The sequence below is a fragment of the Pseudomonas sp. LABIM340 genome (genome assembly GCF_040017195.2).
In the GTDB taxonomy this organism is placed as follows: domain Bacteria; phylum Pseudomonadota; class Gammaproteobacteria; order Pseudomonadales; family Pseudomonadaceae; genus Pseudomonas.
Genome location: NZ_CM200227.1, coordinates 1,179,345 through 1,195,796 on the forward strand (window position 1 = coordinate 1,179,345; position 16,452 = coordinate 1,195,796).

General features: G+C 63.6%; 16 protein-coding genes. 12 read left to right on the plus strand and 4 right to left on the minus strand.

Translation table 11 applies throughout. The annotated features are described in order from the left end of the window. The first annotated feature begins 22 nt into the window (after positions 1–22). The 3 genes from ABKS89_RS05700 to ABKS89_RS05710 all read left to right on the plus strand — a co-directional run bounded on the left by ABKS89_RS05700 (position 23) and on the right by ABKS89_RS05710 (position 4,065). Positions 23–529 carry a sigma-70 family RNA polymerase sigma factor gene (locus ABKS89_RS05700; protein ID WP_348588043.1) on the plus strand — a complete coding sequence of 169 codons (507 nt, stop codon included), beginning with the start codon at positions 23–25 and terminating at the stop codon, positions 527–529. Then, positions 526–1,506 carry a FecR domain-containing protein gene (locus ABKS89_RS05705; protein ID WP_138212295.1) on the plus strand — a complete coding sequence of 327 codons (981 nt, stop codon included), beginning with the start codon at positions 526–528 and terminating at the stop codon, positions 1,504–1,506. The genes ABKS89_RS05700 and ABKS89_RS05705 overlap by 4 nt, the downstream gene beginning before the upstream one ends. Positions 1,507–1,608: 102 nt before the next feature. Then, positions 1,609–4,065 (plus strand): TonB-dependent siderophore receptor, encoded by a 2,457-nt coding sequence (locus ABKS89_RS05710; protein WP_348588042.1) that lies wholly within the window; start codon positions 1,609–1,611, stop codon positions 4,063–4,065. A 60-nt stretch (positions 4,066–4,125) separates the two neighbouring features. Here ABKS89_RS05710 and ABKS89_RS05715 read toward each other — a convergent pair whose 3' ends face one another. Then, positions 4,126–4,566 (minus strand): Z-ring associated ZapG family protein, encoded by a 441-nt coding sequence (locus ABKS89_RS05715; protein ID WP_045209602.1) that lies wholly within the window; start codon positions 4,564–4,566, stop codon positions 4,126–4,128. A 139-nt stretch (positions 4,567–4,705) separates the two neighbouring features. Here ABKS89_RS05715 and ABKS89_RS05720 point away from each other — a divergent pair, with 139 nt between their 5' ends. The 3 genes from ABKS89_RS05720 (at position 4,706) to zapE (ending at position 7,922) form a co-directional block, all read left to right on the plus strand. Then, the gene (locus ABKS89_RS05720; protein ID WP_348588041.1) at positions 4,706–5,332 is read left to right on the plus strand and encodes an alpha/beta hydrolase; all 627 of its coding nucleotides are present in this window, start codon (positions 4,706–4,708) and stop codon (positions 5,330–5,332) included. Between the two features lie 60 nt (positions 5,333–5,392). After that, the gene (locus tag ABKS89_RS05725; protein WP_348588040.1) at positions 5,393–6,733 is read left to right on the plus strand and encodes a tryptophan--tRNA ligase; all 1,341 of its coding nucleotides are present in this window, start codon (positions 5,393–5,395) and stop codon (positions 6,731–6,733) included. A gap of 94 nt (positions 6,734–6,827) precedes the next feature. Then, on the plus strand, positions 6,828–7,922 hold the full coding sequence (gene zapE, locus ABKS89_RS05730; protein WP_138212299.1) for a cell division protein ZapE: 1,095 nt from the start codon (positions 6,828–6,830) through the stop codon (positions 7,920–7,922). 146 nt (positions 7,923–8,068) lie between these two features. On the opposite strand, the gene ABKS89_RS05735 is transcribed toward zapE, so the two are convergent. Together ABKS89_RS05735 and ABKS89_RS05740 are read right to left on the minus strand one after the other, a co-directional pair. Continuing rightward, positions 8,069–9,034: a hypothetical protein gene (locus ABKS89_RS05735; protein WP_348588039.1), complete on the minus strand. Its 966-nt coding sequence runs from the start codon at positions 9,032–9,034 to the stop codon at positions 8,069–8,071. 92 nt (positions 9,035–9,126) lie between these two features. After that, on the minus strand, positions 9,127–10,026 hold the full coding sequence (locus tag ABKS89_RS05740; protein WP_171039356.1) for a GlxA family transcriptional regulator: 900 nt from the start codon (positions 10,024–10,026) through the stop codon (positions 9,127–9,129). Positions 10,027–10,279: 253 nt separating this feature from the next. On the opposite strand from ABKS89_RS05740, the gene ABKS89_RS05745 reads away from it, so the two are divergent. Further along, entirely contained in the window at positions 10,280–11,425 is a 1,146-nt protein-coding gene (locus tag ABKS89_RS05745; protein ID WP_348588038.1) for an acyl-CoA dehydrogenase family protein, read from the plus strand. A 54-nt stretch (positions 11,426–11,479) separates the two neighbouring features. On the opposite strand, the gene ABKS89_RS05750 is transcribed toward ABKS89_RS05745, so the two are convergent. Further along, positions 11,480–12,517, minus strand: a complete 1,038-nt coding sequence (locus tag ABKS89_RS05750; RefSeq protein ID WP_348588037.1) for an NADP(H)-dependent aldo-keto reductase — start codon at positions 12,515–12,517, stop codon at positions 11,480–11,482. A 246-nt stretch (positions 12,518–12,763) separates the two neighbouring features. Here ABKS89_RS05750 and rplM point away from each other — a divergent pair, with 246 nt between their 5' ends. The 5 genes from rplM (at position 12,764) to ABKS89_RS05775 (ending at position 16,432) form a co-directional block, all read left to right on the plus strand. Further along, a complete protein-coding gene (gene rplM / locus ABKS89_RS05755; RefSeq protein WP_152220722.1) occupies positions 12,764–13,192 on the plus strand; it encodes a 50S ribosomal protein L13 in 429 nt (142 codons plus the stop codon). Positions 13,193–13,206: 14 nt separating this feature from the next. Further along, on the plus strand, positions 13,207–13,599 hold the full coding sequence (rpsI, locus tag ABKS89_RS05760) for a 30S ribosomal protein S9 (RefSeq protein WP_015475858.1): 393 nt from the start codon (positions 13,207–13,209) through the stop codon (positions 13,597–13,599). Between the two features lie 249 nt (positions 13,600–13,848). Then, complete coding sequence (petA, locus tag ABKS89_RS05765) at positions 13,849–14,439, plus strand: ubiquinol-cytochrome c reductase iron-sulfur subunit (RefSeq protein ID WP_081517479.1); 591 nt, start codon at positions 13,849–13,851, stop codon at positions 14,437–14,439. Then, positions 14,439–15,650, plus strand: a complete 1,212-nt coding sequence (locus tag ABKS89_RS05770) for a cytochrome b (RefSeq protein ID WP_045209611.1) — start codon at positions 14,439–14,441, stop codon at positions 15,648–15,650. Before petA ends, ABKS89_RS05770 begins: the two co-directional genes overlap by 1 nt. Further along, positions 15,650–16,432 (plus strand): cytochrome c1, encoded by a 783-nt coding sequence (locus tag ABKS89_RS05775; RefSeq protein WP_045209612.1) that lies wholly within the window; start codon positions 15,650–15,652, stop codon positions 16,430–16,432. Before ABKS89_RS05770 ends, ABKS89_RS05775 begins: the two co-directional genes overlap by 1 nt. Positions 16,433–16,452: the final 20 nt, after the last annotated feature.

Sequence of the window (16,452 nt, forward strand, 5' to 3'; positions counted from 1 at the left end):
TACACAACTCGCGGATCACGACATGCACCGCCTCTACGTCGATCACCATGGTTGGCTGCAAGGCTGGATTCGGCGCAAGACCGGCTGCTCGCAGCGTGCTGCCGACCTTGCCCAGGACACTTTCCTGCGCGTGCTCACGGTGCGTGCCAAGGGCGTCGTGGTGTATCTCGACCAGCCGCGTAGCTACCTCGCGACCATTGCCCGCGGCTTGGTGATCGACCAGTGGCGCCGCCAGCAGCTGGAGCAGGCGTGGCTGGAGTCCCTGGCCGCGCAGCCCGAAGCGGTGCAGTCGTCGCCCGAACAACTGGCGTTGATCCTGGAGACCCTGCACCAGGTCGACGCGATGCTGCTGCGCCTGCCCGCCAGGGTGCGCCGGGCCTTCCTGCTGGCGCAGGTCGATGGCTTGCCGTACCGCGAAATCGCCGTGGAGCTGGGGGTGTCCGAGCGCATGGTGAAGAAGTATCTCGCCCAGGCCTTCCTGCATTGTGCGGTGCTCGAAGCCGAGCTGGACGGAGTACTGGTGGAGTGAACAGCGACCAAAACAAACTCAGCCACGCCAGCCTGCAGCAGGCGGCGAACTGGTACGTGCTGCTGCAGGATGAAAATCCCAGCGCGCAACTCCACGCGCAATGGCGCCAGTGGTTCGACCTGCACGCCGAGCACCAGGCCGCCTGGCATTACGTCGAGCGCATAGGCCAACGCTTCGCGCCATTACAGGGTGAGCGGCAACTGGCGGGGCGGGTACTCAAGAGCAGTGGCGAGCGTCAGCTTTCGCGTCGCCAGGGGCTCAAGAGCCTGCTAGTGCTCAGCGGCGGCCTGTTGCTCGGCTGGGGCACCTGGCGCGGCACGACCTTGCCGAGGCTGGTGCAGGGCTGGAGCGCCGACTACAGCACCAGTACCGCTGAGACCCGCGAGGCAATCCTCGCCGATGGCACGCACCTCTGGCTGGCGGCGATCAGTGCGGTCGATGCTGATTTCAGCCCGGACCAGCGCCTGCTGCGACTGCGCTTCGGCGAAGTCCTGGTGGACACCGCCAAAGACGCCGCGCATCGGCCCTTCCTCGTTGACACCGAGCAGGGGCGCCTGCGCGCGCTGGGGACGCGCTTCGCGGTACGGCAACTGGGCGACGCTACGCGTCTCAACGTCTACAGCGGCGCGGTGGAAATCCGCACGGCGGACAGCGGCGAGCGGCGGGTGCTGGAGGCCGGCCAGCGCGTCGACTTCACACGCCTTGCCATCGGCGAGGTGTCGGCGGCACAGACGGCGGGGGAGTCCTGGGTGCGCCACGTGCTCACCGCCGAGAACATGTCGCTGGGGCAGTTGGTCGAGGAGCTGGGACGCTATCGCCACGGTTACCTGGGCTGTGATCCGGCAGTCGCGCAGCTGCCGGTGATGGGCGCCTTCCCGCTGGACGACAGCGATCAGGCGCTGCGTCTGCTGGCGGCGGCGCTGCCGGTGAAGGTCCAGCGCCTGACGCCCTGGTGGGTCAGCATCGAGTCTGTCTGACTCATCGCGAAAAAACTTTCCGCTGCGGTTCCCTTTTCAGTTTCCCGTTCGGTCATTCCACAGAAACGCACTTTTACCCACTGCACCGAACCAGGGAATTCCATGCACTCGCCCACTTCCTACTCGCGCCGCTTCGCCCGGCGGCCGCTGGCGCTGGCCATCTCGTTGTCGCTCTGCAGCGTTGCTGCGCTGCCCCTGAGCTCGCCCGCGCAGGCAGCTTCCGGCACGGAGCAGACCGCTCTGCGCGAATACCACATCGCGCCGGGCGCCCTGGCGGCCTCGCTCAACCAGTTCAGCAGCCAGGCCGGAATCTACCTGGTCGGCCACAACGACCTGACCGCCGGCAAGTCCAGCAAGGGCCTCGATGGTCGCTACAGCGTCGAGCGCGCCCTGGCGTTGCTGCTCGATGGCACCGGCCTGCAGGCGGTGCCACAGGAGTCCGGCGGCTACGTGCTGCAACCGGACCCGAATGGCGCCGTGCTGCAGATGGATTCGACCTCAATTATCGGCACAGGTGCTGCTGGCGCGCAGCAGGATGACAACGGCTACAACGCCAAGGTCAGCTCCACGGCTGGCAAGACCAGCACTTCCCTGGCGGAGACGCCGCGCTCGATCTCGGTGGTGACCCGCCAGCGCATGGAGGACCAGCAGTCGCAGACCCTGACCGATGTGCTGGGCTACGTACCGGGCATCTTCGCCCCGCCGTTCGCCGCCGGTGATGGTCTGGCCGGTGACCTGTTCTTCATTCGCGGCTTCAACGCTACCGACTGGGGCTACGGCCTGCTGCGCGACGGCCTGCGCGTGCAGGGCAACCGCTACGACACCACCAGCGAACCCTATGGCCTGGAGCGCGTCGAGGTGTTTCGCGGCCCGACCTCGATCCTCTACGGCGAGAATGCGCCCGGCGGCATCGTCAATCTGGTCAGCAAGCGCCCGACCGTTGATCCGCGCGGCGAGGTCCAGCTCACCTACGGCTCCCATGATCGCAAGCAGCTGGGCGTCGACGTCTCCGGCCCGCTGACCGACGAAGGCAATATCCTCGGTCGCGTGGTGATGCTCGGTCGCGACTCCGACACCCAGGTCGATCACCAGCCGGACGACCGCCTCTATATCGCCCCGTCGATGACCTTCAATTTCGACGACGCCACCTCGCTGACCCTGCTTTCGACCTACCAGCGCGACCGCACGCTGATGGAGCTGGGCTACCCGGCGGCGGGCACCTTGCTGCACAACCCCAACGGCAAGATCGACAAGGACACGCTGTCCGGCAATCCGGACTGGGACAAGTTCGAGCGCGAAGCCTGGACCCTGGGCTACGAGTTCAGTCATCAGTTCAACGACACCTGGCAGTTCCGCCAGAACTCGCGCTACATGCAATCGCGCATCGATCGCCGCGAAATGTGGCCGGGCAGCCTGAACAACGGTGGCTTCGGCACCAACGTCAATAACACCGCCTACGACCGCTACAACAAGTCGATGACCTACTCGCTGGACAACCAGTTCGAGGGACACTTCCAGTCCGGCGAACTGGCCAATACCGTGCTGGTGGGCGCGAGCTTCGACCGCACCTCGTTCAACCAGGACTGGGACGCGGGCGCCGGTGGCACGGTGAACGTGTTCGATCCGGTGTGGACGACCAGACCAACCACGCCGATCCACGTGCAGGACGCGTTGCTGGAACAGAAGATGTACGGCCTCTACGGCCAGCTGCAGACGCGCTACGACAACTGGATCGCCCTGCTCGGCGGACGCCTCGACGAGGTCAACAGCCAGTACCGCAACCGCGCCGGTACCACCAACGGCCTGGCCGACCTCGACTACTGGGACCACGACTTCACCTGGCAGGCCGGCCTGATGTACCAGTTCGACAATGGCCTGTCGCCCTACGTCAGCTACTCCACCGCCTTTGCGCCGACCCAGCAGACCTCGAGCAAGTCCGGCACCCTCGACCCGACCACCAGCGAGCAGTACGAAGTTGGCGTGAAGTACGAGCCCAAAGGCTGGAACACCTCGATGACCGCCTCGGTCTACGACCTGCGCAAGACCGACGACGTGATCTACGACAGCACAGTCGGCGACTACCGGCAGGTGGGTGAAAGCCGTTCCAAGGGGCTGGAGATGGAGGTCAACAGCGACATCACCGAGAACCTCAGCCTGACCGCGTCCTACACCTATACCGACTCGCGGATCACCAAGGATTCCCCCGGCTCGCTGCTGGAGGACCACCAGATGACCGGCGTACCGCGCAACCAGGCGTCGGCCTGGGGCACCTACCGCTTCCTCGACGGCTATCTCAAGGGGCTGCGTGTGGGCGGTGGTGTGAGGCACTTCGACAGCACCTTCGCCTACACCCCGGCATCGCTGTACGGCAAGCTGGATACCGGCGATGTGACCCTGGTGGATGCCCTGATCGGCTACCAGCTCGACGAACACTGGTCCGCCGAGGTGAACGCGAAGAACCTGCTGGACAAGGAATACGTCGCCGGCTGCAACAACGCCGGGCGCTGCTACTGGGGCGAGGAGCGCACGCTGCTGGGCAGCGTGACCTTCCGCTGGTAATTCTGGCCGCCTGAATGAAAAAGCCCCGCATCGGCGGGGCTCTTTCTTTGGTGCGAGCGATCAGTACTTGCTCTTCAGCCCGTACGTCTCGTCCAGAGTGCCCGGACCGTCGCCGGTCTTGGGCGCGTAGTCGCGCGGCGCTTCGTTGTTCGCCGGCGGCGTCAGGCGCTCGCGGCGCTCGGGGTACTCGTCGGCGTGCAGGGCGGCCAGCAGGCGCTGCTTGGTCTGTTCGTCCAGGGCCAGGCGCTCGGCGCCTTCGGACAGGTGTTCCTGCACATCCTGATAGCTCTGGGTGAGCTTCTTCATCAGGCTGGCGGAGGTGCTGAAGTGGGTCACCACTTCGCGCTGGTAGCTATCGAAACGATCCTGCATGTCGTCCACCTGACGCTGCAGCTTGTTGGGCGCGGCGTTGGGCAGAAGGCGGGCGATCAGAAAGCCGATGCCGACCCCGACGATCAGGGCGAGTAGCGGCAGCAACCAGGTGGTGAGGGACTGTTCCACGCGAATCCTTCCTCTATAGACGGCTTTGCTTTACGTTAGCGGCTTGCACCTGTGCTTGTATACCGTGGCGAATGCTTCGCCGCCTGCGCAGGTATTGAGCTAGACGAGACGACCCGCCACGGGGTCACGGAGCTGTTGTTTGACCACCCGCGAAATCCCCCTGTTCCTCGACGGCCCCGACGGCCAGCTGGAAGCCCTGCACCTTGCCACGCCAGACGCCAAGGGCGTCGCGCTGATCTGTCATCCGCATCCGCTGTTCGCCGGCACCATGCAGAACAAGGTGGTCGCCACCCTGCAGCGCGCCGCACGGGATGCAGGATACGCCACCCTGCGTTTCAATTTTCGTGGCGTGGGTCAGAGCGTCGGCAGTTATGCCGAAGGGCGCGGTGAGATCGACGACGTGCTGGCTGCCGCGCGCTGGCTGGCCGAGCAGCATCCGGGCCTGCCGCTGACGCTGATGGGCTTCTCCTTCGGCTCCTGCGTGGCCGGCAATGCCGCCGAGTGCCTGGAAGAGGAGGGCGCTGAGCTGGCGCAACTGTTCATGCTGGCGCCGCCGGTGGAGCGCTTCGACGTCGATCTGCCCGAACGCTGCCCGCTCACGGTGATCCAGCCCGAAGCCGACGAAGTGGTCACGCCCGAGCGCGTGTATGCCTGGAGCGCCGAGCTGAGCAAGCCCCATGAGTTGATCCGCATCCCCGAGTGCAGCCATTTCTTCCACGGCAAGCTGATCGAGCTCAAGGACCTGATACAGGCCCGGCTCGCCTAGGTCGGCCAGCCGCGTTACCATCCGGCCCGCCATTTCATTTGTGTTGATTCCTGGATTCCCATGACGACCCGTATCCTGACCGGCATCACCACCACCGGTACTCCGCACCTGGGCAACTACGCCGGCGCCATCCGCCCGGCCATCGTCGCCAGCCGCGATCCGCAGGCAGATTCCTTCTACTTTCTGGCCGACTACCACGCGCTGATCAAGTGCGATGACCCGGCGCGCATCCAGCGTTCGCGCCTGGAAATCGCCGCCACCTGGCTGGCCTGCGGCCTGGATGCTGACAAGGCGACCTTCTATCGCCAGTCCGATATTCCTGAGATCCCCGAACTGACCTGGCTGCTCACCTGCGTCAGCGCCAAGGGCCTGCTCAACCGCGCCCACGCCTACAAGGCCTCGGTGGACAAGAACGTTGAGGCCGGCGAAGACCCGGACGCCGGCGTCACCATGGGCCTGTACAGCTACCCGGTGCTGATGGCCGCGGACATCCTAATGTTCAACGCCCACAAGGTGCCGGTCGGCCGCGACCAGATCCAGCACGTGGAAATGGCCCGCGACATCGGCCAACGCTTCAACCACCTGTTCGGCAATGGCAAGGAGCTGTTCACCCTGCCCGAGGTGGTGATCGAGGAAGACGTGGCGACCCTGCCGGGCCTGGACGGTCGCAAGATGTCCAAGAGCTACGACAACACCATTCCGCTGTTCGGCAGCGCCAAGCAGCTCAAGGACGCCGTGGCGCGCATCGTCACCGACTCCCGCGCGCCGGGCGAGCCGAAGGACCCGGATAACTCGCACCTGTTCACCCTGTACCAGGCCTTCTCCACCCACGAGCAACAGGCTGCGTTCCGCGCCGAGCTGCTCGGTGGTCTGGCCTGGGGCGAAGCCAAGCAGCGCCTGTTCGAGCTGCTCGACAACGAGCTGGGCGAGGCCCGCGAGCGCTACCACGCGCTGATCACCCGCCCGGCCGACCTGGAGGACATCCTCCTGGCCGGTGCCGCCAAGGCCCGTCGCATCGCCACGCCGTTCCTCGGCGAGCTGCGCGAGTCGGTCGGCCTGCGCTCGTTCCGCGAGCAGGTGCAAGTGGCCGGTGAAGGCAAGAAGAAGGCCGCCAAGACCGCGCGTTTCGTCAGCTTCCGCGAGGACGACGGCTTCCGCTTCCGCCTGCTGGATGCCGCTGGCGAGCAACTGCTGCTGTCCATTGCCTTCGCCGACGGCAAGGCGGCGGGCCAGGTGACCAAGCGCCTGCAAGCCGAGGAACTGGACCTGCACGCCGAGCTGAACGCCTTCAGCGTGCGCCTGGATGGCGAAGCCGTGGCGTACAGCCCGGAATTCTCCACCGACGCGGAACGCGACGCCGCCATGCAGCGTCTGCGCGAGGCTCTCGCTCCGCAGGAGTGAAGGTCGGCAGGCCGGTCCGACTACCGGCCAATTGCCAAGCAACGGGGGCGCCGCTAAAGTGTGCGCCCCCGTTTTCGTTGCCTTGCTACCGATCATGACGCCTCTTCAGCGCTACCAGGAAGACCTCAAACGCCCCGATTTCTTCCACGACGCCGCGCAAGCGAACGCCGTGAAGCACCTGCAACGCCTCTACGACGACCTGGTCGCCGCGGATAAAGGCAAGACCGGCCTGTTCGGCAAGCTGCTCGGCAAGAAGTCCCAGGAGCCGGTGAAGGGCCTTTACTTCTGGGGCGGCGTCGGCCGCGGCAAGACCTACCTAGTGGATACCTTCTTCGAAGCGCTGCCCTTCAAGCAGAAGATGCGCACGCACTTCCACCGCTTCATGAAGCGCGTCCACGAGGAAATGAAGACCCTCAAGGGCGAGAAGAACCCGCTGACCATCATCGGCAAGCGTTTCGCCGACGAGGCCCGGGTCATCTGCTTCGACGAATTCTTCGTCTCCGATATCACCGACGCGATGATCCTCGCGACCCTGCTGGAAGAGCTGTTCAAGAACGGCGTCAGCCTGGTGGCGACCTCCAACATCGTGCCGGACGGCCTGTACAAGGACGGCCTGCAGCGTGCCCGCTTCCTGCCGGCCATCGCCCTGGTGAAGAAATACACCGAAGTGGTCAACGTCGACAGCGGCGTGGACTACCGTCTGCGCGCCCTGGAGCAGGCCGAGCTGTACCACTGGCCGCTGTCCGAGCAGGCTGAGCAGGCCATGACCCGCGACTTCAAGGCGCTGACCCCGGAATGTGCTGCGGCGACCCGCGATGACGCTCTGATGATCGAGAACCGCGAAATCCGCGCGCGCATCACCTGCGATGACGTGGCCTGGTTCGAATTCCGCGAGCTGTGCGACGGCCCGCGCAGCCAGAACGACTACATCGAGCTGGCGAAGATCTTCCACGCCATCCTGATCTCCAACGTCGAGCAGATGGGCGTGGCCAAGGACGACATGGCCCGCCGCTTCATCAACCTGGTGGACGAGTTCTACGACCGCAACGTCAAGCTGATCCTCTCCGCCGAGGTCGAGCTCAAGGACCTGTACACCGGTGGCCGCCTGGAGTTCGAATTCCAGCGCACCCTGAGCCGCCTGCTGGAAATGCAGTCCCACGAATACCTGAGCCGCCCGCACCGTCCCTGATGGTCCGGTGAATGAAAAAGGCTGCCCGAGGGCAGCCTTTTTTGTTTTCGAGGTGCGGGGATTGTGCCGACCGTGCCGGGCCCTTGTAGGAGCGGGCCATGCCCGCGATCGCGGACAAGGTCCGCTCCTACAGGGAGGTGTCGTTGTCAGCGCTGCGCCATCTCCTGCTGCGCCTTCTTCAGCAATTGCTGGGCATGGGCGACCTCCAGCGCCTCCATGGCATTGATCGGCTTGATCGCCACGGCCTTCTTCAGCTGCTCCAGCGCCTTCTGCTCCTCGTCCTCGCCGTACACATAACCCAGCGCGTTGGCGTATTCGTAGTGGCCGATGGGCAGGTCGTCGGAGGCGCGGAAGGAGCGTGCGAAGTATTGCTCCATCTTGTCCGCGCTGACCCCGTAGGTCATCTTGCCCACCAGCTTGCCGACCTTGCGGATCACGCCGGCCTCATAGCCGCCGTAGAGCGCCAGGGCGAACGGCTGGTTCGGCTGCTTGGCCAGCAGGGCGTCCAGTTCCTTGGGGATGTCGCCGGTGTAGCCGCGCTTGAGCACCACCGGCACCGGCAGGTCCTCCGCCAGGCGGGCCTTGGCGTAGGCGCGGCCGAACTGGGCGATGGGGTCGGCGTTGAGCAGCGGACCGGCCTCGTCGGTGTAGCTGATGACTTCTTCCAGCAGGCGCTGCTTCTCGTCCTGGCTCGGCGCGAGGAACATGGCATAGAGCACCTGGGCGAACATGCCCGGCACCTGTCCGCCGACACCCAGCGCGAGACCGTCCTTCTTGGCCTGGGCGAAGTCGCCGCGGAATACCTTGCGCCACACGTCCTGCAGCTTCTCGGCGTAGACCTGCGCCTCTTCCGGCTTGCCGCTGAAGCCGGTGCCGGCGGTCACGGTCTTCTCCAGGGCATCGGGATGCCTGGTGGCCATGGTTACCACCCAGTCCGCGTCCGGGAAGGGGTAGTTGGCGCCAAAGCCGCGGGTCAGTCGCGGCCAGGCCTCGCGCAGTTTGTCCCCGCTGTAGTCGAAGGTGCTCTGGTCGTAGGGGAAGGGTTTCCAGGTGTCGTCCGCCACAGCGTTCAGGCTGAAGACGGCCAGCAGGGCAAGCAGAAAGCGGCGCATGGCGATATCCCGTTGGGTTCTTGTTGTCGAAAGCTGCCCTCGATCATAGGGCGGCACTCGAGTCCGTGAACCCATCCTAGGGATGGCCTGTTTCAGGCTTCCTTCTGTTCGTACTGGCGCCGGTAATGATTCGGCGACAACCCGGTGTGCTGTCTGAACAGGCGCGCGAAGAAGCTGGCGTCGTCGTAGCCGACTTCGTAGCTGATAGTCTTGATGCTCTTGCGGCTGGTCGACAGCAGGTTGCGCGCGGTCTCGATGCGCAGGCGCTGCAGGTAGTGCAGCGGCTTGTCGCCGGTGGCCGCCTGGAAACGCCGCATGAAGTTGCGGATGCTCATGCCGTGCTCGCGGGCGACGTCCTCGAAGCGGAACTTGTCGCAGAAGTGCTCTTCCAGCCAGTGCTGGATCTGCAGGATCGCCGGGTCGTGGTGCAGCTTCTGGCCGCCGAAGCCCAGGCGGCCGGGCGTATAGGTGCGCTGCACTTCGTAGAGGATGTCGCGGGCCACGCCCTGGGCCACGGCGGCGCCGCAGAAGTGCTCGATCAGGTAGATGTACAGGTCGCGCACGGAGGTCAGGCCGCTGGCGCTGTAGATGTTGTCGGCGTCGGCGATGTGCTTGTCCTGGTTGAGCTGCACCTTGGGGTAGCGCTCGGCGAATTCACGGAAGAAGCGCCAGTAGGTGGTCGCTTCCTTGCCGTCCAGCAGGCCGGCCTCGGCCAGCCAGAACACTCCCGAGACTTCGCCGCACAGCACACAGCCGGCCGCATGGCGCTCGCGCAGCCAGGGCATCACCTGCGGGTAGAGGGTCAGCAGTTCGTCGAAATCGCCCCAGAAGGCCGGAAGGATGATCAGCTCCGGTTCGTCCAGGGCGCCGTGGACCGGCAGGAGGTCGCCGCTGAAACTCATCACCGACTGGCCGTCGGGGCTGACGATGCGGGTCTCGAAGCTGGGCTGCAGGCCTAGGCCCTGTTGGCGACCATGGCGCAGGGCAGCCATGTGGAAGAAGTCCTTGGCCTGCATCAGGGTGGAGCCGAACACGCCATGGGTGGCGAGGATGCTGACGCGGCGCAGCACGCGGGAAGCTGGGTTGGGCATCGGTTCTTGTACTTCTTATGGATGTCTTTGCATGACGCTAAAGTGGTCATGATGCGGCTGGATCGTCTTATTTTTTGGCGAAAGTGTCCAGTGCAGAGCGGTTCGTGCTTGGCCTACAGTCGGCCTTCCAATAATTCCTACAACCGATCCGCAGGTGCACTGCATGATTCCGAGAACCCTGTTCAGTTCCGACCACGAGCTGTTTCGCGACAGCGTCCGCAAGTTCCTCGAACAGGAGGCGGTACCGTTCCACGCCCAGTGGGAAAAGGACGGCCACATCGACCGCCAGCTGTGGAACAAGGCGGGGGAGGCCGGGATGCTCTGCTCGCACCTGCCCGAGGCCTACGGCGGCATGGCGGCGGACTTCCTCTACAGCGCCGTGGTGATCGAGGAGATCGGTCGTCTGGGTCTGACCGGCATCGGCTTCTCGCTGCATTCGGACATTGTCGCGCCCTACATCCTTCACTACGGCAGCGAAGAGCTGAAGCAGCGCTACCTGCCCAAGCTGATTTCCGGCGAGATGGTCTCGGCCATCGCGATGACCGAGCCGGGCGCCGGCTCCGACCTGCAGGGCGTGAAGACCACCGCCGTGCTGGATGGCGACGAGTACGTGATCAACGGCTCGAAGACCTTCATCACCAACGGCTGGCTGGCCGACCTGGTGATTGTGGTCGCCAAGACCGACCCCAAGGCTGGCGCCAAGGGCACCAGCCTGTTCCTGGTGGAGGCCGGCACGCCGGGCTTCAGCAAGGGCAAGCGCCTGGAAAAGGTAGGCATGAAGGCCCAGGACACCTCCGAGCTGTTCTTCCAGGATGTGCGCATCCCCAAGGAAAACCTGCTGGGCAAGGACGGGCAGGGCTTCATCTACCTGATGCAGGAACTGCCCCAGGAGCGCCTGACCGTCGCCCTCGGCGCGCTGGCTTCGGCCGAGGCGGCGCTGAAATGGACGCTGGACTACACCCGCGACCGCAAGGCCTTCGGAAAATCCGTCGCGGACTTCCAGAACACTCGCTTCAAGCTCGCGGAAATGGCTACCGAGATTCAGGTCGGTCGCGTCTTCGTCGACCGCTGCCTGGAGCAGCATCTGGAAGGCAAGCTGGACGTGCCCACGGCGGCAATGGCCAAGTACTGGACCACCGACCTGCAGTGCAAGGTGCTCGATGAGTGCGTGCAGCTGCACGGTGGCTACGGCTTCATGTGGGAGTACCCGATCGCCCGCGCCTGGGCCGATGCGCGGGTGCAGCGCATCTACGCCGGTACCAACGAGATCATGAAGGAGATCATCGCCCGCGCGCTGTAACCGGCGCGGATGAAAAAAGCCCGGCATTGCCGGGCTTTTTCGTTTGTGCAGCGGTCAGGGGGCCGGATTCGGCTGGTCCTTGTGGATTGCCTCGATGCCGGCCAGTACCTCGTCGGAGAGCTTCAGCTCGAAGCTGCCGAGGTTGGCTTCCAGCTGCTCGAGGTTGGTCGCGCCGATGATGTTGCTGGTGACGAACGGCCGGCTGGTGACGAAGGCCAGTGCCATCTGCGCCGGATCCAGTCCGTGCTCTCGGGCCAGGCTCACGTAGCGGTCGCAGGCGCTGGCAGTCTGCGGGTTGGTGTAGCGGGTGAAGCGGCTGAACAGGGTGATCCGCGCGTTGGCCGGGCGGGCGCCACCGAAGTACTTGCCCGAGAGCATGCCAAAGGCCAGGGGAGAGTAGGCCAGCAGGCCGATCTGCTCGCGGATGGCGATTTCCGCCAGGCCCACCTCGAAGCTGCGGTTGAGCAGGTTGTAGGGGTTCTGGATCGACACCGCGCGCGGCCAGCCGCGCTCCTGGGCGATCTGCAGGAAGCGCATGGTGCCCCAGGGCGTCTCGTTGGATAGGCCGACGTGGCGGATCTTGCCGGCGCGAACCTGCTCGTCGAGGGCTTCCAGGGTGTCTTCCAGAGCGGTGAAGCTTTCATCCTTGTGCTGGTAGCCCAACTGGCCGAAGAAGTTGGTGCTGCGCTCGGGCCAGTGCAGCTGGTAGAGGTCGATCCAGTCTGTCTGCAGGCGCTTGAGGCTGCCGTCCAGCGCCGCGACGATGTTCTTGCGGTCGAGCTTCGGCTGGCCGTCACGGATATGGCTGATCGAGTTGCCGGGGCCGGCGATCTTGCTGGCGAGCACCCAGTCGGCGCGGTCGCCGCGCTGGGCGAACCAGTTGCCGATGATCTGTTCGGTACGCGTGTAGGTTTCCGCGCGCGGCGGCACCGGGTACATCTCGGCGGTATCGATGAAATTCAGACCGGCGGCCTTGGCCCGTTCGATCTGGGCGAAGGCCTCGCTTTGCGTGTTCTGCTCGCCCCAGGTCATGGTCCCCAGGCAGAGGGCGCTGACTTTCAGTTCGGTGCGGCCGAGCGGGCGGTACTCCATGCAGGTCTCCTCATGAAAACAAGTGCGTAAGACGGTTGAAAATTCTGCCGGAATCTGCATAATTCCGCAGCCTTTCATCGGTGGGGGATGCCAAAGCCTGCCGATCGATACATCTAGTCGTTACGGACGCACACCGACCCGAGCCCCAATTCGTGTCTGTCTTCGGCTGTCCTTGACTTGTCAAGGCAACCACTGTCCAGTAAGATTCGCCGTCTTATTTTCAGGCGGCCCCTGAGGCTATAACGAATGAAAACTTATACCGCGAAACCAGAAACTGTTAAGCGCGACTGGTTCGTCGTCGACGCTGCTGGCCTGACCCTGGGTCGTCTGGCTACCGAGATTGCTACCCGCCTGCGCGGCAAGCACAAGCCGGAATACACCCCGCACGTTGATACCGGCGACTACATCGTCGTCATCAACGCCGAGCAGGTTCGTGTCACTGGCGCCAAAGCTACCGACAAGATGTACTACCATCACTCGGGCTTCCCGGGCGGTATCAAGTCGATCAACTTCGAGAAGCTGATCGCCAAGGCTCCCGAGCGCGTCATCGAGACTGCCGTCAAAGGCATGCTGCCGAAGAACCCGCTGGGTCGCGACATGTACCGCAAGCTGAAAGTGTACAAGGGTGCCAGCCACCCGCACACCGCTCAGCAGCCTCAAGAACTGAAGATTTAACGGGATAGCTCATCATGTCGGCGACTCAAAATTACGGCACTGGCCGTCGTAAGACCGCTACCGCTCGCGTCTTCCTGCGTCCGGGTACTGGCAAAATCTCCATCAACAACCGCTCCATCGAGCAGTTCTTCGGTCGTGAGACCGCTCGCATGGTTGTCCGTCAGCCGCTCGAGCTGACCGAGAACACCGAGAAGTTCGATATCTACGTCACCGTCGTTGGCGGTGGTGTAAGCGGCCAGGCCGGTGCGATCCGTCACGGTATCACCCGCGCTCTGATCGAGTACGACGAGACCCTGCGCAGCTCGCTGCGTAAAGCCGGCTACGTCACTCGCGACGCCCGCGAAGTTGAACGTAAGAAAGTCGGTCTGCGCAAAGCGCGTAAGCGTCCGCAGTACTCCAAGCGTTAATACGACGCTTCGAAAAAAACGCCCGGTTCCTTTGGACTGGGCGTTTTTTTATGTCTTCAATAAGTTCGTGCGGCAAGGTGTCGCATCCGCGCAAGCCGCGCGGTGCAAGGGTTTCAGGGGTTGCGTAACAGGCTATTACCTTGTCATCACAAGGGCTTTTCTTTACCATTTGGCGAATTTTTTGCGCGGCTCGAATTTTTACTTAAAAGCCTGATTTGAACAGGCTTGAAGCTGATGGGAGACGACTGAATGAGTAATGACGGCGTGAATGCAGGCCGGCGTCGCTTCCTTGTCGCGGCCACTTCGGTGGTTGGTGCGGCAGGAGCGGTCGGAGCTGCGGTCCCGTTCGTGGGGTCATGGTTCCCCAGTGCCAAGGCGAAGGCCGCTGGCGCGCCGGTGAAGGTCAACGTAGGGAAGATCGAGCCGGGCCAGCAGGTGATCGCTGAGTGGCGCGGCAAGCCGGTATTCCTGGTGCACCGCACCAAGGAAATGCTGGACGCTCTGCCGACCCTCGATGGGCAGCTGGCCGACCCCGAGTCGAAGGCTTCGGACCAGCCGGCCTACGTCGATCCCAAGGTGCGCTCGATCAAGCCTGAACTGGCAGTGATCGTCGGTATCTGCACCCACCTGGGCTGCTCACCGACCTTCCGCCCGGAAGTCGCTCCCGCAGACCTCGGTCCGGATTGGAAAGGTGGCTATTTCTGCCCGTGCCACGGCTCCCATTACGACCTCGCCGGCCGCGTTTACAAGGGACAGCCCGCGCCCCTGAACCTGCCGATTCCGCCTTATTCGCTTGATGGTGACGAGTTGACCATCGGTGTGGACCAGGAGAAAGCCTGATGAACAAGTTCATGGCTTGGGTCGATGCCCGCTTCCCCGCGACCAAGATGTGGGAAGACCATCTGAGCAAGTACTACGCCCCGAAGAACTTCAACTTCTGGTACTTCTTCGGCTCCCTCGCACTGCTCGTCCTGGTTAACCAGATCCTCACCGGTATCTGGCTGACCATGAGCTTCACTCCGTCGGCCGAAGAAGCTTTCGCGTCCGTCGAGTACATCATGCGAGATGTAGATTACGGCTGGATTATCCGCTACATGCACTCCACCGGTGCATCGGCGTTCTTCGTGGTCGTCTACCTGCACATGTTCCGTGGCCTGCTGTACGGTTCGTACCAGAAGCCCCGCGAGCTGGTGTGGATCTTCGGTATGCTGATCTACCTCGCCCTGATGGCCGAGGCCTTCATGGGCTACCTGCTGCCCTGGGGTCAGATGTCCTACTGGGGTGCCCAGGTGATCATCTCGCTGTTCGGCGCCATCCCGGTCGTCGGCGAAGACCTGGCCCAGTGGATCCGTGGTGACTTCCTGATCTCCGGCATCACCCTGAACCGCTTCTTCGCCCTGCACGTGATCGCGCTGCCGATTGTCCTGCTCGGCCTGGTCGTGCTGCACATCCTGGCGCTGCACGAAGTCGGCTCGAACAACCCCGACGGCGTGGACATCAAGAAGAAGAAGGACGAGAACGGCATCCCGCTGGATGGCATCCCGTTCCACCCGTACTACACCGTCAAGGACATCGTCGGTGTCGTAGTCTTCCTGTTCGTCTTCTGCACCGTGATCTTCTTCTTCCCGGAAATGGGCGGTTTCTTCCTCGAGAAGCCCAACTTCGAGATGGCGAACCAGTTCAAGACCCCCGAGCACATCGCTCCGGTGTGGTACTTCACTCCGTTCTACGCCATCCTGCGCGCCGTTCCGGACAAGCTGATGGGTGTCATCGCCATGGGCGCCGCCATCGCCGTGCTGTTCGTGCTGCCGTGGCTGGACCGTAGCCCGGTTCGCTCGATCCGCTACAAGGGCTGGCTGAGCAAGATCTGGCTGGTGATCTTCGCGGTTTCCTTCGTGATCCTCGGCTACTACGGCTCGCAAGCGCCGTCGCCGCTGGGCACCACGCTGTCGCGCCTGTGCACCATTCTGTATTTCGCCTTCTTCATCCTGATGCCGTTCTACACCCGGATGGAGAAAACCAAACCGGTTCCGGAAAGGGTGACTGGCTGATGAAAAAGCAATTCGCTGCATTTGTTCTGGCTCTGCTGCCTGTCTTCGGCTTCGCCGCCGAAGGCCATGGCCCGGCCCTGGATCGCGTCGATATCGACCTGACCGACAAGGCCGCCATGCAGGATGGCGCTCGTACCTTCGCCAACTACTGCATGGGCTGCCACAGCGCCAAGTTCCAGCGTTATGAGCGTGTAGGCCGTGATCTGGGTATCCCGGAAGAGCTGATGATGAGCCACCTGGTGTTCACCGGTGCGAAGATCGGCGACCACATGGATATCGGCATGAAGCCGGCTGACGCCAAGGCATGGTTTGGCGCTGCGCCGCCAGACCTGACCCTGGTAGCTCGTGTTCGTGGTGCTGACTGGCTGTACACCTACCTGCGTTCGTTCTACGAAGATCCCAAGCGTCCGTGGGGCGTGAATAACAAGATCTTCCCGAATGTCGGCATGCCGAACGTGCTGGTGAGCCTGCAGGGCCGCCAGGTCGTCGGTTGCAAGCAGGTTCAGGTCGTCGAGGATGGCAAGAAGCAGTACGATCCTCTGACCGGTACCCCGCTGACCCATGAGGCTTGCGACCAGCTGACCATCGTGCCGAAATCCGGCCAGCTGACCGAAGCCCAGTTCGACGAGAAGGTGAAGAACCTGGTGACCTTCCTGGCTTATTCGGCTGACCCGAACAAGCTGGATTCTCACCGCATCGGCACCTACGTCCTGCTGTTCCTGGCCTTCTTCTTCGTATTCGCCTACCTGCTCAAGCGCGAATACTGGAAGGACGTGCACTAAGCACCACCAGTCGTAGTAAC

Coding starts and splice junctions, on each gene's coding strand:
- ABKS89_RS05700 (WP_348588043.1), top strand. CDS start 23: ATGCACCGCCTCTACGTCGATCACCATGGTTGGCTGCAAGGCTGGATT.
- ABKS89_RS05710 (WP_348588042.1), top strand. CDS start 1,609: ATGCACTCGCCCACTTCCTACTCGCGCCGCTTCGCCCGGCGGCCGCTG.
- ABKS89_RS05725 (WP_348588040.1), top strand. CDS start 5,393: ATGACGACCCGTATCCTGACCGGCATCACCACCACCGGTACTCCGCAC.
- zapE (WP_138212299.1), top strand. CDS start 6,828: ATGACGCCTCTTCAGCGCTACCAGGAAGACCTCAAACGCCCCGATTTC.
- ABKS89_RS05735 (WP_348588039.1), bottom strand. CDS start 9,034: ATGCGCCGCTTTCTGCTTGCCCTGCTGGCCGTCTTCAGCCTGAACGCT.
- ABKS89_RS05740 (WP_171039356.1), bottom strand. CDS start 10,026: ATGGCTGCCCTGCGCCATGGTCGCCAACAGGGCCTAGGCCTGCAGCCC.
- ABKS89_RS05750 (WP_348588037.1), bottom strand. CDS start 12,517: ATGGAGTACCGCCCGCTCGGCCGCACCGAACTGAAAGTCAGCGCCCTC.
- rplM (WP_152220722.1), top strand. CDS start 12,764: ATGAAAACTTATACCGCGAAACCAGAAACTGTTAAGCGCGACTGGTTC.
- rpsI (WP_015475858.1), top strand. CDS start 13,207: ATGTCGGCGACTCAAAATTACGGCACTGGCCGTCGTAAGACCGCTACC.
- petA (WP_081517479.1), top strand. CDS start 13,849: ATGAGTAATGACGGCGTGAATGCAGGCCGGCGTCGCTTCCTTGTCGCG.
- ABKS89_RS05770 (WP_045209611.1), top strand. CDS start 14,439: ATGAACAAGTTCATGGCTTGGGTCGATGCCCGCTTCCCCGCGACCAAG.
- ABKS89_RS05775 (WP_045209612.1), top strand. CDS start 15,650: ATGAAAAAGCAATTCGCTGCATTTGTTCTGGCTCTGCTGCCTGTCTTC.